The sequence below is a fragment of the Pseudomonas asplenii genome (genome assembly GCF_900105475.1).
In the GTDB taxonomy this organism is placed as follows: domain Bacteria; phylum Pseudomonadota; class Gammaproteobacteria; order Pseudomonadales; family Pseudomonadaceae; genus Aquipseudomonas; species Aquipseudomonas asplenii.
Window position 1 is genome coordinate 3,030,689 of sequence record NZ_LT629777.1, and the last position, 13,717, is coordinate 3,044,405.

Sequence of the window (13,717 nt, forward strand, 5' to 3'; positions counted from 1 at the left end):
ACACCGAAAACTGTCACATACCCAATTTGCTGAAGCGCGGCCACAGGCCTCGGTTCGGTACCAGAATTTCTTGACGACCATAGAGCATTGGAACCACCTGATCCCATCCCGAACTCAGCAGTGAAACGATGCATCGCCGATGGTAGTGTGGGGTTTCCCCATGTGAGAGTAGGTCATCGTCAAGATTAAATTCCGAAACCCCAATTGCGAAAGCAGTTGGGGTTTTGTTTTTGGGGCTTGAGCACAATCCCGACCTGTGGCGAAGGACTCTGTGGCGAGGGGCTCGCCCCCGCTGGGCTGCAAATTCCACACGGCAGCCCTCAGGTTTGGCCAGCTGCGGGCGATATCCTGATTAACGATAGCTGCAGGTTGCGCAAGGGCTCTCTGCCTCGCGTTATCTCTGGAGCCTTTATGGAAAACACCTTCTGTACATCAGCTATTCTTGGATCGAATATCGGCCCAAGGGCCGCTCAATGAGATGATGGCTTGGTGTAAAATCGGCTAATGGCAATTTGCCTTTAGTTATTATCTGTTCGCGAGAGCGATAGTGAAGTTCGGGCCGTGCTTGCTATAGCCCTCGGTCTCATCTTCTATTTCCCATGACAGGAATCTCGATGCTGGCGTATCACCAAAAAAGCTTTCTGATCGTCGACGATTTCTCCGATTTTCGCAGTTCAGTCAGGTCCATGCTGCGAGAGTTGGGCGTCAAGGAAGTAGACACCGCCGATACCGGCGAGCAGGCGCTGCGCATGTGCGCGCAGAAGCGCTACGACTTTATCCTGCACGATTACCATCTTGGCGACGGTCGCAAGAACGGTCAGCAGGTGCTCGAAGACCTGATGAGTGACAAGCTGATCAGCCATGAAAGCATCTTTGTCATGGTCACCGCCGAAAGCAGCCAGGCGATGGTGCTCAGCGCTCTGGAGCACGAGCCCGACGGCTACCTGACCAAACCGTTCAACCGCGCCAGCCTGGCTCAGCGTCTGGAAAAGCTGGTTCAACGAAAGAATCTGCTCAAGCCGATCATGCAGGCGCTCGATCGCGACAAGCCGGTTGAGGTATTGGCCGCCTGTGCCAAGCTTACTCAGCAGGACACCCGCTTCGCACCGCTCTGCCTGCGTTATCGTGCCGACGCGATGCGTGCCCTAAACCAGGCCGAGCCGCTGGAGCGCTTTCTCAATGGCATCCTGAACGATCGCCCGTTGCCATGGGCTTACGCGATGCTCGGGCAATTGCTCTACAAGCGTGGTCAGCTCAGTCAGGCCAAGGATCTGTACGAGACCGCGCTCAAGGCCTTTCCAATGATGCCGGCGCTCTATGATGGGCTCGCTGATGTGTTGGTCCAGCAGGGTGAGACCAAGAGGGCCCAGAGTGTTCTGGAGGAGGCTGTACGTTTGTCGCCCCTGGCGGTACGCCGTCAGTCGTTGCTCGGAAAGTTGGCCTTGGCCAACGAGGATTTCGAGGGGGCCTCCAAGGCCTATCGCCAGGCGGTTTCCCAGGGCGAGCAATCGCGGCACAAGGATCCGGAAATCAATCTGGGCCTGGCCCATGCCTTGATCAGCAAGGGCAGTGAGCGTGGCCTGGATACCCGTACGCGCCTGGAGATCAACCAGACGCTCAGTGCGGTTGCCAAGGAAAACGCCAATGACCCCGGATTGCAGGTGCGCGCCAGGCTGATGAAGGCTACCAGCCTGCTGCTCAATGATGCCGAAACCGCCGACAAGCTCACCGAGCAGGCAATGGCCCGACTTGAAGGTATGGAGAACTTCATGAGTGCCGAAGCCGCCTTGCTGGTGGCCAAGCAACTGCAACAGTTGGGGCAGGCTGATGCCGGTGCCTCGATGCTGAAGAACTGCGTGGAGATCTACGGCGACGATCCGGCGGTGATGAAAAACATTGCCAAATTGACCGACGATCCGGAGATCCTGGGCAGTGGCAAGGCCGCCATTGACCTCAACGTCCAGGGCGTACGCAGTTACAAGAGTGGCAACCTGGAGGAGGCACAGGATCTTTTCCGCAAGGCATTGGCTCTGCAGCCAAAGAATATCAGTATCGCCCTCAATGCAGCGCAGGCCCTGCTGGTGACCGCGCAGAAGACTTCCAATGCGGCGGCCCTTGAAGAGTGTCGGGCTTGCCTGAAAATGGTTGGCAAGATGCCCGACAGCGACCCACGTTATGAGAGGTATCAGAAATTGCGCAGCCGGGCGTTTGGCGAATGAGTGACAACGAGCAGGGGCTGGATTTTTCCACGGTGATCGCCTCGACCGTCCATGACATGAAAAACTCACTGGCGATGCTGATACAGGCTCACGGCCAGTGGCAGGGACGCTTGCCTGAAACGCAACAGGATAACCCCGAGCGTGCGGTGATCGAGTATGAATTCGCCCACCTCAACAGCATGCTGGTGCAGTTGCTGGGCTTGTACAAGCTGGGTGTCAACCAGTTGCCTCTACGGCCCGACTATCACGACATGGATGATTTCATTGGTGCGCAACTGGCATGCCGTCAGGAGGTCTTGACCAGCCGCGGGATCGTTGCCAGCTATGAAATCGATGACTTCAGTCCCCTGGGGTTTTTCGATCGTGAACTGATCGGTTCGGTGGTGGGTAATATCGTCACCAATGCCATTCGGTTTGCCTGTCATGCATTGCTGATCAGTGTGCGTGACGAAAGTGAGCAACTGGTGTTGACCATCAATGACGATGGCCCCGGTTTCCCCGCGCAGATGCTCGAGCGCCAGACGGACTACGTGCAGGGTATCAACCCGGCGACGGGAAGCACCGGCCTGGGCCTGTATTTCGCCGCGCGAATTGCCGCTCTGCACGAGCGTAACGGTGTACGCGGACGTATCGAAATCAGCAACGGGGGCACCCTGGGCGGTGCGTTGTTCGCTCTCTATCTACCGTGATCCAGGCTTTTTCCTCATCCCTGCTTGAAATCCCGAACAGCTGGTGCGTATTTTGTACGGGCCGCCGTTCGCGGCCTCTACAACAACAAGGATTGAGTCATGACGACCGATGGCCAGAACTCGCTAGCGCAGCGATTGACCGGCATTGATGAGATTGAATGTGTTACACCTGACCTCAATGGCGTACCACGTGGCAAGGTAATGACCGCCGAAGGTTTCCTCGAGGGACGGCGCTTGCAGTTGGCTCGTGGAGTGCTGCTGCAATGCATCATGGGTGGGTATCCGCCGGCGCGCTTCTATGGCAGTGATGATGGCGACCTTGCCCTCAATGCCGACCCGCAGCAGATCCATCGTCTGCCGTGGAGCACGCAACCCCGTGCATTGGCGATCTGCGATGCGCATGAGCTGACCGGGGAAAGCTCCAGCCTCTCCACCCGTGGACAGCTCAAGGCGATTATCGGCCGCTATGCGGAGCGTGGCCTGGCGCCGGTGGTGGCGACTGAGCTTGAGTTCTTCGTCTTTGCGCCCAATGTCGATCCGACTCAGCCCTTCCAGCCCCCCGTGGGCCTTGATGGACGTCGCGAGGAGGGCTATTCGGCCTTCAGCGTCAGTTCCAATAATGGCCTGCGCCCGTTTTTCAGCGAGGTCTACGCGAGCATGGCGGCGCTCGGCTTGCCGCGCGATACCTTCATGCACGAGATGGGCGTCAGCCAGTTCGAGATCAACCTGCTGCACGGTGATCCGCTGCTGCTGGCCGACCAGACGTTTCTCTTCAAGCATCTGCTCAAGGAAGTGGCGCTCAAGCATGGTTTGAGCGTGGTCTGCATGGCCAAGCCGCTGGCGAAGACCCCCGGCAGTTCGATGCATATTCACCAGAGCGTGGTGGAGATCGGCAGTGGAAAAAATGTCTTCAGTGATGCCGCGGGTGAGCCGACCGCAATGTTTCATCATTTCATCGGCGGGCAGCAGGCGTGCATGGCGGATTTCACCGCGCTGTTCGCACCGAACGTCAACTCCTATCAGCGCCTGTGTCATCCGTATGCGTCGCCGAACAATGCCTGTTGGTCCCATGACAACCGTGCGGCTGGCCTGCGTATTCCGGCCAGTTCGCCAGTCGCGCGACGGGTGGAAAACCGCCTGCCGGGAGCGGACGCCAACCCTTATCTGGCGATTGCCGCCAGCCTGGCGGCAGGGCTCTACGGTATCGAACAAGGGCTTGAGCCGACGCCTGCCATCCAGGGCGAATTCGAGGTGCCGGATGCTTTGTCGCTGCCTTGCACATTGCATGCGGCCCTGGAGCGGCTGAAGCGCAGCCGGGTGGCGCAGGAACTGTTTGGCCGCGAGTTCATCGAAGGCTACATCGCTTCGAAGACCCTGGAACTGACCAGCTTCCTCGATGAAATCAGCCCCTGGGAGCGCCGGGTTCTGGCCGCCCAGGCTTAGACGTAACGTCCGCATTCGGGCTATCTTCGCGGTAGCCCGAGACCTCACCCAAAGAGCTGCAGGAACGTCAATGCGCAAAATCTGGAAATCCTTTCGAGCGCTGTATTTCGCTTCACTGATGATGTTGATCGGCTCGGGTCTTTTGAGTACCTACCTTGCCTTGCGTCTGGCGGCCGACCATGTCGACGGCCTGTGGGTGGGGGCTCTGATGGCTGCCAACTACTTCGGCCTGGTGCTGGGCGGCAAGATCGGTCACCGGTTGATCGCACGGGTCGGACACATTCGTGCCTACGCCACTTGCGCCGGGATCGTTGGCGCTGCAGTGCTCGGCCATGGCTTGATCAACTGGCTGCCTGGCTGGCTGTTGCTGCGGATGATTGTCGGCCTGGGGATGATGTGCCAGTACATGGTCATCGAGAGCTGGCTCAACGAGCAGGCCGAGGCCAAGCAGCGGGGCCTGGTCTTTAGTGGCTACATGATCGCATCGTATCTCGGGCTGGTTCTGGGGCAACTGATTCTGGTCATGCATCCGGCCCTGGGCCTTGAGTTGCTGATGCTGGTCGCGCTGTGTTTCGCACTGTGCCTGGTGCCGGTGGCCATGACTCGACGGATTCACCCGGCGCCCTTGCATCCGGCCCCGCTGGAACCGCGTTTTTTCATGACGCGCGTGCCACAGTCGCTGACCACGGTGCTGGGGGCAGGGCTCATCGTCGGCTCGTTCTATGGCCTGGCGCCGCTCTATGCGTCCCAGCAGGGGCTTTCCACCGAGCAGGTCGGTCTGTTCATGGGTTGCTGCATCTTTGCTGGCTTCCTGGTGCAGTGGCCGTTGGGCTGGCTGTCCGATCGTTACGACCGGGCCGTGCTGATCCGTAGTGTTGCCTTGCTGCTGATGCTGGCATCCCTGCCGCTGGCGATCTTCTCCGCAGTACCACTGGAAGTGCTGTTCGTCTCGGGCTTTGTGGTGTCGCTGTTGCAGTTCTGCCTGTATCCGTTGGCGGTGGCGTTTTCCAATGACCATATCGAGGGCGAACGTCGGGTTTCACTGACCGCCATGCTGCTGATGACCTATGGCATTGGCGCGAGCATGGGGCCGTTGGCGGCGGGGGTGCTGATGAAGCTGTTCGGCAGCCATATGCTTTACGCGTTCTTCAGTTTCTTCGCGTTGATCCTGGTATTGCGTATCCGGCCTAAGGCAGTGACCAACCTGCACCAGGTCGAGGACGCGCCCCTGCAGCACGTGGTCATGCCCGAGGCGATGTCGCCCCTTGGCGCGGCACTCGATCCACGGGTCGACGAACAGGTTGTGCTGGACCAGATGTGTGACAACACGGTACCGCCGTCAGCGGCCGAGGTGGATACGTCCGAGGCGAGCGTCGAGGTCGACGAGTCGGATTCTGAGCCTGCGTACAAGTCGAGCAACTGACACGCGGATAAAAAAATGGCCACCTGATGAGGGTGGCCATTTTCTGAGGGGAAGGACGCGTCAGACTCAGTAGTCGTCATCCTTGTCGAAACGCCGTGCTTCACGTTGCAACTGGTAGACGAAACGTTCGACCTGGCGCTGCACCAGCCCGCTCATGTTGTGGAAGCGTACCCCGGCGAAAGTGGTGTTGATCCTCTCTTCGAAGTGCAGATGGCGCAGTTCCACAGGTGCAGTCATGGGGCCGAAAGGCAGGGCGGCGATAAAACGCTCGTAGACCTGGCCCAATTGCAGGCGATCGGAGATATCACCCTCGAAGCGCAGCTTGCAGCCGCTGGCGGAGATGTCCAGCAGCTTGCCTTTGACCGGAGCCTTGAGCTTGTCGCCGCCCAGTTCGATGCTCACCAGTGCGGTAAGCTTCAGGGCCGCGCGGAATGCATTGCGCCGCTGGTGATAGACCACTTCTTCGGGAATCGAACCACGGTAGCAGCCGTTGGTTTCGTCGATGGTCATCGGCTGGGGCTGTTCCCAGGTGATGCGCACACCTTCATGAAAGCCTTCGACACGGAAGGCTTCGCCGGCAGAGAGGAAGCGTTCGCCGTCACGCGGTATCATTTCGTCCAGAGCCAAGGTACCAGCGTCCCGGTCGACATCAATCACAAAGCTCTGGAAGCGTTGGCTGCGTTCATGGAACGTGATGATCAACGGGTCATGGCTATCCTGCAGCATCCGCAGGTTGGCGGCAATTTCCAGGGGCGTGGTTAGCACCTTGGGTGGCTGCGGAGCATCGTCCGCGCTTGGGGCATTGGACACGGTTCATCAATCTCCAGACAAAATACGACTACACGCAAAGCCAGCATTTTGCCAGCATGTTGCGCGCCTTGGATAGAGCGCGCAACAGTTCGGGGTCAAGCCTGACTCAGCGGGCGTGGCTTCGCAAGCCTCGCCGTCGAGCCACGGGCATCATAAAGTGCGGGTGGCTCGCCGCCGGTCAGGATCTTCAACTGATTTGCGGTAGTTGCTTGCTGAACCTGGATGTTGCGCCCATTGAGTTCGTTGGCGGCCTGGCAATCTGCCAGCAACCGGGTAAGTACTTCGCTCTGGCTCAGCAACTCGGCGCCCAGGCTCGATTGTGCGGCCAGTTGTTCGAGGCCGTTGTGATCGGTGGGCAGGTTGAGGCTGGCAAGAATCTGGCTACGTTTGCGGCCATGCTGTTCCAGCAGAATGATCAACGCCTGCTTGCGCGCCAGAATATCTTCCAGCTCGACCATGTTGCGACCATGGAGCGCCAACGATTCTGCACGCAGTAGCTCAAGCAGATCCTGAGCTGGAGCAAAGTCTTCAGTGATCAGTTGCAGTAAAGTGGTGTCGTGCATGGCTGGCCTTGGGTTTTAAGCGTCCAAAAGCCTCGCGCTGGCTTTAGCCTAGCGCTGGGCTTCGAAGTTGAGCAGTTTACTGGCGACTCGGTTGCTATCGACCTTGTAGCTGCCATCGGCAATTGCCTGTTTCAACTCGGCCACGCGGTCGTTGTTGACTACCGGCTGCTGCTGCAGCTTGTCAGTGATCTTTTGCAACTGTTGAGCCTCATTACTGAGGTGTACCGATTCCCCGCTCTGGCTGACCGATTCGGTCTGGCTATTGACTGCGGCGGACTTGCCGGCGCCGTCGGCTTCCTTGTTGGCGCTGGTGCGCGTGCTGCCTGTCAGTGATGGGGCGTTATTCAAACGACTGAAATCGATGACCATGATAAGAAAACCTCTGGGTATTTGGACGCTTGACTTGTTTTCGGCCATACCCGGAAAAACTTTAGCCTCATCTTGAAATGAGTTCGCATCTCGGCTGTAGCCCACTCAGGGCCACAGTTTAGAAAAAGTGGCGGCCTGGCGCCAGTTATCTACAAGACGGTTTTTTACCTATAAGGCGACCTCTACCTGCCCAGGTGCGGTGACCCTGGCCTTGATGACGCGCTGCGAATTGAGGTTCTTGATGCGGATCTGCTCGTTCAGGCCACCGTCGGACAGGGCTTCCCCGGGCATCTTCACCACCAGGCCGCCGCTTGTCGCACTGATGACCACCTGATCGCCCTTGCGCACCACTTCCGCCTGTTCCAGGTGAACCAGAGTGATGACTTGGTCGATGACCATTGGTCGGACAAGTTTTTGTCCAATCGCCTGATCCGGCGAAGTCAGGAAACCCTGGTTGATGAGACTGATATCCCGCTCGCGCAGTACCACGTCGCCCGGTTCGATGATTCCGGCACGCTTGAGCGGACGGGTGGTCACCACTACATCGCGGAACAGCTTGACCTGGGCCGGCACGAATACGGTCCACGGCGAGCTGCCTTCGCAGCGGATTTTCACCGTAACCCGGCCGATTGGCGTCGCCGGGCTCTCCAGGCTGGCTGTCAATTCCTTGTCGCAAGCGGCCATGCGCAGACGCGGGTCCAGCTGGTTGACCTGGATCTCATAGCGACCTTCGGTTTGACTGGTAGCCAGATAGTCTTCTACCGTGAATTCAAGAAAGCCTTGGGTCACGCCGATAAGCTGGTCAGGCAGGGTAGCCGATTCCGCAAGGGCAGGGTTGCCGGGGCTCAGACAGCATAAAACCGACACCACCGCGAGAAAACTGCGGTACTGTGATGTCAGGCGTCGTAAAAATGTCGTTTGTGCTTTCATAACGATATAAAAAGCAAGGCCCGTGCCGTTTGCGCCACAAGAGGCGTCGGATCGTGAGTCTTTGATCAGAGAGGGCAGTCATGGCTGGTGTGATGGATTCGGTGAACCAGCGTACACAACTGGTGGGGCAGAATCGCCTTGAGCTGTTGTTGTTCCGTCTCGACGGACCGCAGCTCTATGGGATCAACGTATTCAAGGTGCGCGAGGTGCTGCAATGCCCCAAGCTGACCTTGATGCCCAAGTCCAATCCGGTGGTGTGCGGTGTAGCGAACATTCGTGGGGCAACGATTCCGATCCTCGACCTGGCGATGGCCACGGGAGCCGGTGCACTCAAGGATCAGAGCAATCCGTTCGTGATCATTACGGAGTACAACACCAAGACCCAGGGGTTCCTGGTGAAATCGGTGGAGCGCATCGTCAACATGAATTGGGAAGAGATCCATCCGCCACCCAAGGGGACCGGGCGCGATCACTACCTGACGGCGGTGACTCGGCTCGACAACCAGTTGGTGGAAATCATCGACGTGGAGAAAATCCTCGCTGAGGTTTCGCCCATGTCCGAGTCGGTTTCCCATGGTGTGGTGGATGTCGAGACGCAATCCAAGGCCGTGTCGTTGCGGGTACTCACCGTCGACGATTCGTCGGTGGCGCGCAAGCAGGTCACGCGTTGCCTGCAGACGGTCGGCGTCGAGGTGGTGGCGTTGAACGACGGTCGGCAGGCGCTGGACTACCTGCGCAAGCTGGTCGAGGAGGGCAAGAAGCCGGAGGAGGAATTCCTGATGATGATCTCCGACATTGAAATGCCCGAGATGGACGGCTATACCCTTACTGCTGAGATTCGCAGCGATCCGCGCATGCAAAAACTGCACATCACTCTGCATACTTCGTTGTCAGGGGTATTCAACCAGGCGATGGTGAAGAAGGTCGGTGCCGATGACTTCCTTGCCAAGTTTCGACCTGATGACCTGGCAGCCCGGGTGGTTGACCGGATCAAGGCTGCAGGTTAACAGCCGGGGACCGACGGTCCCTGGCGGTACACATGATTTAAGAGGCGGCATCATTGTCTACGGGTAATTTGGATTTCGAACAGTTCCGGGTCTTCCTGGAAAAGGCCTGTGGCATTCTGCTCGGTGAAAACAAGCAATATCTGGTTTCCAGCCGTCTCAACAAGCTGATGGAGCAGAATGGCATCAAATCCCTGGGCGAGTTGATCCAGAGGATCCAGACCCAGCCACGTAGCGGCTTGCGCGAGCAGGTGGTGGATGCCATGACGACCAACGAAACCCTGTGGTTTCGTGATACCTATCCGTTTGAGGTGCTCAAGAACAAGGTATTGCCCGAGGCGATCAAGGCCAGCCCTGGGCAGCGCCTGCGCATCTGGTCGGCCGCCTGTTCATCGGGGCAGGAGCCCTACTCGATCTCGATGTCGATCGACGAGTTCGAGCGGACCAACATGGGCCAATTGAAGTCCGGCGTGCAGATTGTCGCCACCGACCTGTCGGGACTGATGCTGAACAACTGCAAGACCGGCGAGTACGACAGCCTGGCCATTGGTCGCGGCCTCTCGCCCGATCGCCTGCAGCGCTACTTCGATACCAAGGGTCCGGGCCGCTGGGCGGTCAAGGCGCCGATACGCAATCGGGTCGAGTTCCGCTCGTTCAACCTGCTGGACAGCTATGCCAGTCTGGGCAAGTTCGACATCGTGTTTTGCCGCAATGTGCTGATCTACTTCTCGGCTGAAGTGAAGAAGGACATCCTGATGCGCATCCACGGCAGTCTCAAGCCGGGTGGCTATCTGTTCCTGGGAGCTTCCGAAGCCCTCAACGGTCTGCCGGACCACTACCAGATGGTGCAATGCAGCCCGGGCATTATCTACAAGGCCAAGTAGCCAACGGTTCGACATCCCAGCGGGAGCCCATCAGGCTCCCGTTTTTTTTGCCGCCACCCTTGCCGCTTTGCTGACGCCCGGCGGAAATGCTTTGCCGCTTTTCTGGCATTGCCAGCGGCACCACCACCCCAAAAGCCCGGGTTTACGGGGGTTTTAAAAAGTGGCACGCGGCTTGCTATTGCTTTGTCAACGAAAAGCCTGTTCCGACGATCAGGTCAACTCTTGAAGGTTTCCCGGCATGAGCATCAGTTTCGACAAAGCGCTCGGTATCCACGAACAGGCCCTGAGCTTCCGCGCCCAGCGTGCTGAAGTTCTGGCCAACAACATCGCCAACGCCGATACCCCGAACTACAAGGCTCGGGACATGGATTTTTCCTCCGTGCTCGCCGAGCAGAGCGAAAAGGCCAAGAACGGCAGCTTCGCTCTCAATACCACCAACAGCCGCCATATCGAAGCCCAGGGGCTGAGCAATGGCGATGCTGGATTGCAATACCGTACGCCGATGCAGCCGTCGATCGACCAGAACACCGTGGATGCGCAGATCGAACAATCGAACTATGCGCAGAACGCGGTCGATTTCCAGGCCAGCTTCACCCTGCTCAACAGTAAATTCAAAGGGCTGGTTTCAGCCCTTCGTGGAGAGTAAGCCATGTCCCTTGCCAGTGTTTTCAACATTGCCGGTAGTGGCATGAGTGCTCAGACCACTCGGCTGAACACCGTCGCCAGTAACATCGCCAACGCCGAAACCGTTTCGTCGAGCATCGACAAGACCTACCGTGCACGTCACCCGGTCTTCGCCACCATGTTCCAGAACGGCCAGGCCGGCGGCAGTGACTCGCTGTTCCAGGACCAGGGCGCAGCAGGCCAGGGCGTGCAGGTGCTGGGTGTGGTCGAAGACCAGAGCAACCTCGAGGCCCGCTACGAGCCGAACCACCCGGCAGCCGATGCCAAGGGTTACGTTTACTACCCGAACGTCAACGTGGTCGAGGAAATGGCCGACATGATTTCTGCCAGCCGTTCGTTCCAGACCAACGCGGAAATGATGAACACCGCCAAAACCATGATGCAGAAGGTCCTGACCCTCGGTCAGTGATAAGGGGCGATAGACATGAGTGTTACCAACTCCACCAGTAGCTCCGCTCTCAACGACATCCTGGCGGCTTCCAACGCCAAGGTCGCGAACAAGACCAGCACCGACTCGCTGGGCAACGCGATCAGCAGTGCCTCCGGTGGTCAGGCCCTGGGCAAGGATGCGTTCCTGCAACTGCTGGTGACCCAGCTCAAGAACCAGAACCCGCTGGACCCGCAGGACAACAGTGCCTTCGTTGCACAGTTGGCCCAGTTCAGCAGCCTGGAAGGCATCACCACGCTCAACTCCAGCGTCAACAACATTACCAGTGCGTTTCAGTCGTCCCAGGCCTTGCAGGCCTCGTCGCTGGTCGGCCGCTCGGTCATCGTGCCGACCAGTCAGGCAGTGGTCGATACCAGCAAGAGCTTTACCGGCACCGCCGTGATTACCGGTGCCACTGATAGCACGACGCTGAAGATCAGCGACTCCACCGGAAAAGTGGTCCGTACCATCGACCTGGGTGCCCAGACCGGGACCAGCAATGCCGCCTTCGCGTGGGATGGCAAGGACGACTCCGGGACCTTGCTCGCGAGTGGTACCTATACCTTCAGTGCGACTGCCAACCTCAAGGGCTCCACGGACTCGACAGCCCTGGTGACCAACCTGCCAGCGACCGTCAGCAGCGTAAGCCTGGCTCAGAATGGCGGTGAAATGATGCTCAACCTGGCTGGCCTGGGCAGTATTGCTCTGTCCAAAGTTCAGACCATTGGCCTGTAAGAGCCGACCAACGCGAAACAAAGGAGAGAAGCATGTCTTTTAATATCGGTTTGAGCGGTCTCAATGCGGCCCAGAAACAGCTCGACGTTACCGGCAACAACATTGCCAACGTCAACACCACCGGCTTCAAATCGTCCCGTGCGGAATTCGAAGACGTCTACTCGGCGACCAAGCTCGGCGTATCGTCCAAGACCATCGGCAACGGCGTGCGGCTGGCCAACGTTTCGCAGAACTTCGGCAACGGTGGCATGAACGTCACTGGCAACGCGCTGGACATGGGTATCCAGGGTAACGGCTTCTTCACCCTGAGCACCAACGGTTCCCTGAGCTACACCCGCGCCGGTACCTTCAAGACCGACAAGGACGGTTACGTCACCAACTCCGACGGCACTGCGCGTCTGCAGGGTTTTGCCGCAGACTCCAAAGGCAACATCATTCCGGGTGTGCTGACCGATCTGCGTATCGACGTCTCGAACCTGCCGCCACAGACCACCACCAGCGTTGGTGCGACGATCAACCTGAACTCCACCTCTGCGGTGATCAATCAGGCAACCACTCCGTTCGATCCATCGAACACGGCCAGCTACACCACGCCATTCAGCTCGGATATCTACGATACCCAGGGCAACAAGCACTCGCTGGACCAGTATCTGGTCAAGACCGGTGGCAACACCTGGAACGTCTATACCTTGATTGATGGACGTAACCCGAATGGTACTGCGCCTACTGTGGCGACTGTACCCCCAACGGTTCCTGCGGCAGCGACTGATCCAGTTCCTGTGTCAATGGTCTTTGACTCCAGCGGCAAACTCACCTCTATAGGTGGTACTACCGGCAAGACCAGTATCACCATCACTGGCTGGGTTCCAGGTGTTGTGACCAATGGCGTGTGGGCGGCCAACGGCGCATCTGCCAACACTGCCGGCATTCTTACCGACTGGTCGAAAACCACCCAGTTCAACGCCGATACCTCCCGTGCAGCCATCATCAGCGACGGTTACGCTACCGGCCAGATCACCGACATCAGTATCGATGGCACCGGCATCATTTTTGCCAACTTCAGCAACAACCAGCACAAGGCGATCGGCCAGGTGGCGGTAGCCAGTTTCACCAACGAACAGGGCCTGCAGCCTTCCGGTGGCACCAACTGGAAACAGACCTTCGCTTCGGGCCAGCCAGCCTATGACGGCGGTGAGATCGGCACCAATGGTTCTATCGTTTCCGGCTCCCTGGAAGGTTCCAACGTCGATCTGACCAGCGAGCTGGTGGATTTGATCAAGGGGCAGAGCTACTACCAGGCCAACGCCAAGACCATCTCCACCCAGAGCACTATCATGCAGACCATCATCCAGATGACCTGATAGCGCTTCTCGCACTTCAAAAATCCGGCGCCCTTGGGCGCCGGATTTTTTTTGCCTGATGGTTGAGTCGATTCGGCTTTCGGCGCGTTTCGTCAGCGTAGCCCGAAAAATTGGTGTAGAACTTGCTCGCACAGGCTGCGCTAACGAATGGTGTCAACTTTTCGTTATATCAGCAT

General features: G+C 58.3%; 14 protein-coding genes and 1 rRNA gene. 11 read left to right on the forward strand and 4 right to left on the reverse strand.

The window, feature by feature from the left end:
• Positions 1 to 69 precede the first annotated feature (69 nt).
• The 5 genes from rrf to BLU37_RS13905 all read left to right on the forward strand — a co-directional run bounded on the left by rrf (position 70) and on the right by BLU37_RS13905 (position 5,774).
• Positions 70 to 185, forward strand: a 5S ribosomal RNA gene (rrf, locus tag BLU37_RS13885).
• Between the two features lie 429 nt (positions 186 to 614).
• A complete protein-coding gene (locus tag BLU37_RS13890) occupies positions 615 to 2,219 on the forward strand; it encodes a tetratricopeptide repeat-containing response regulator (protein ID WP_090205731.1) in 1,605 nt (534 codons plus the stop codon).
• Positions 2,216 to 2,908, forward strand: a complete 693-nt coding sequence (locus BLU37_RS13895) for a sensor histidine kinase (RefSeq protein ID WP_019360707.1) — start codon at positions 2,216 to 2,218, stop codon at positions 2,906 to 2,908. Before BLU37_RS13890 ends, BLU37_RS13895 begins: the two co-directional genes overlap by 4 nt.
• Positions 2,909 to 3,109: 201 nt before the next feature.
• Positions 3,110 to 4,351 (forward strand): glutamine synthetase family protein, encoded by a 1,242-nt coding sequence (locus BLU37_RS13900; RefSeq protein ID WP_172833105.1) that lies wholly within the window; start codon positions 3,110 to 3,112, stop codon positions 4,349 to 4,351.
• A gap of 70 nt (positions 4,352 to 4,421) precedes the next feature.
• The gene (locus tag BLU37_RS13905; protein ID WP_019360706.1) at positions 4,422 to 5,774 is read left to right on the forward strand and encodes an MFS transporter; all 1,353 of its coding nucleotides are present in this window, start codon (positions 4,422 to 4,424) and stop codon (positions 5,772 to 5,774) included.
• A gap of 66 nt (positions 5,775 to 5,840) precedes the next feature.
• Here the strand turns inward: BLU37_RS13905 and BLU37_RS13910 are convergent, their stop codons facing one another.
• From BLU37_RS13910 to flgA, 4 genes are all read right to left on the reverse strand, one after another.
• Entirely contained in the window at positions 5,841 to 6,584 is a 744-nt protein-coding gene (locus BLU37_RS13910; RefSeq protein ID WP_090205737.1) for a flagellar brake protein, read from the reverse strand.
• A 95-nt stretch (positions 6,585 to 6,679) separates the two neighbouring features.
• On the reverse strand, positions 6,680 to 7,147 hold the full coding sequence (locus BLU37_RS13915) for a flagella synthesis protein FlgN (RefSeq protein WP_090205739.1): 468 nt from the start codon (positions 7,145 to 7,147) through the stop codon (positions 6,680 to 6,682).
• Positions 7,148 to 7,195: 48 nt separating this feature from the next.
• Positions 7,196 to 7,516 (reverse strand): flagellar biosynthesis anti-sigma factor FlgM, encoded by a 321-nt coding sequence (gene flgM, locus BLU37_RS13920; RefSeq protein WP_010443994.1) that lies wholly within the window; start codon positions 7,514 to 7,516, stop codon positions 7,196 to 7,198.
• Between the two features lie 168 nt (positions 7,517 to 7,684).
• The gene (gene flgA / locus BLU37_RS13925; protein WP_090205742.1) at positions 7,685 to 8,446 is read right to left on the reverse strand and encodes a flagellar basal body P-ring formation chaperone FlgA; all 762 of its coding nucleotides are present in this window, start codon (positions 8,444 to 8,446) and stop codon (positions 7,685 to 7,687) included.
• 80 nt (positions 8,447 to 8,526) lie between these two features.
• On the opposite strand from flgA, the gene BLU37_RS13930 reads away from it, so the two are divergent.
• The 6 genes from BLU37_RS13930 (at position 8,527) to flgE (ending at position 13,541) form a co-directional block, all read left to right on the forward strand.
• The gene (locus BLU37_RS13930; protein ID WP_010443998.1) at positions 8,527 to 9,453 is read left to right on the forward strand and encodes a chemotaxis protein CheV; all 927 of its coding nucleotides are present in this window, start codon (positions 8,527 to 8,529) and stop codon (positions 9,451 to 9,453) included.
• 53 nt (positions 9,454 to 9,506) lie between these two features.
• Positions 9,507 to 10,334, forward strand: coding sequence for a protein-glutamate O-methyltransferase CheR (gene cheR, locus BLU37_RS13935; RefSeq protein ID WP_010444001.1), 828 nt, complete (start codon positions 9,507 to 9,509; stop codon positions 10,332 to 10,334).
• A gap of 238 nt (positions 10,335 to 10,572) precedes the next feature.
• The gene (flgB, locus tag BLU37_RS13940; protein WP_010444003.1) at positions 10,573 to 10,980 is read left to right on the forward strand and encodes a flagellar basal body rod protein FlgB; all 408 of its coding nucleotides are present in this window, start codon (positions 10,573 to 10,575) and stop codon (positions 10,978 to 10,980) included.
• Positions 10,981 to 10,983: 3 nt separating this feature from the next.
• Positions 10,984 to 11,427 carry a flagellar basal body rod protein FlgC gene (gene flgC / locus BLU37_RS13945; protein WP_010444005.1) on the forward strand — a complete coding sequence of 148 codons (444 nt, stop codon included), beginning with the start codon at positions 10,984 to 10,986 and terminating at the stop codon, positions 11,425 to 11,427.
• A 15-nt stretch (positions 11,428 to 11,442) separates the two neighbouring features.
• Entirely contained in the window at positions 11,443 to 12,180 is a 738-nt protein-coding gene (locus tag BLU37_RS13950; RefSeq protein WP_090205745.1) for a flagellar hook assembly protein FlgD, read from the forward strand.
• A gap of 32 nt (positions 12,181 to 12,212) precedes the next feature.
• The gene (gene flgE / locus BLU37_RS13955) at positions 12,213 to 13,541 is read left to right on the forward strand and encodes a flagellar hook protein FlgE (RefSeq protein ID WP_010444008.1); all 1,329 of its coding nucleotides are present in this window, start codon (positions 12,213 to 12,215) and stop codon (positions 13,539 to 13,541) included.
• The last annotated feature ends 176 nt before the right edge of the window (positions 13,542 to 13,717 follow it).

Coding starts and splice junctions, on each gene's coding strand:
- BLU37_RS13915 (WP_090205739.1), bottom strand. CDS start 7,147: ATGCACGACACCACTTTACTGCAACTGATCACTGAAGACTTTGCTCCA.
- BLU37_RS13905 (WP_019360706.1), top strand. CDS start 4,422: ATGCGCAAAATCTGGAAATCCTTTCGAGCGCTGTATTTCGCTTCACTG.
- BLU37_RS13950 (WP_090205745.1), top strand. CDS start 11,443: ATGAGTGTTACCAACTCCACCAGTAGCTCCGCTCTCAACGACATCCTG.
- BLU37_RS13900 (WP_172833105.1), top strand. CDS start 3,110: ATGACCGCCGAAGGTTTCCTCGAGGGACGGCGCTTGCAGTTGGCTCGT.
- flgC (WP_010444005.1), top strand. CDS start 10,984: ATGTCCCTTGCCAGTGTTTTCAACATTGCCGGTAGTGGCATGAGTGCT.
- flgM (WP_010443994.1), bottom strand. CDS start 7,516: ATGGTCATCGATTTCAGTCGTTTGAATAACGCCCCATCACTGACAGGC.
- flgE (WP_010444008.1), top strand. CDS start 12,213: ATGTCTTTTAATATCGGTTTGAGCGGTCTCAATGCGGCCCAGAAACAG.
- flgB (WP_010444003.1), top strand. CDS start 10,573: ATGAGCATCAGTTTCGACAAAGCGCTCGGTATCCACGAACAGGCCCTG.
- BLU37_RS13895 (WP_019360707.1), top strand. CDS start 2,216: ATGAGTGACAACGAGCAGGGGCTGGATTTTTCCACGGTGATCGCCTCG.
- flgA (WP_090205742.1), bottom strand. CDS start 8,446: ATGAAAGCACAAACGACATTTTTACGACGCCTGACATCACAGTACCGC.
- BLU37_RS13930 (WP_010443998.1), top strand. CDS start 8,527: ATGGCTGGTGTGATGGATTCGGTGAACCAGCGTACACAACTGGTGGGG.
- BLU37_RS13890 (WP_090205731.1), top strand. CDS start 615: ATGCTGGCGTATCACCAAAAAAGCTTTCTGATCGTCGACGATTTCTCC.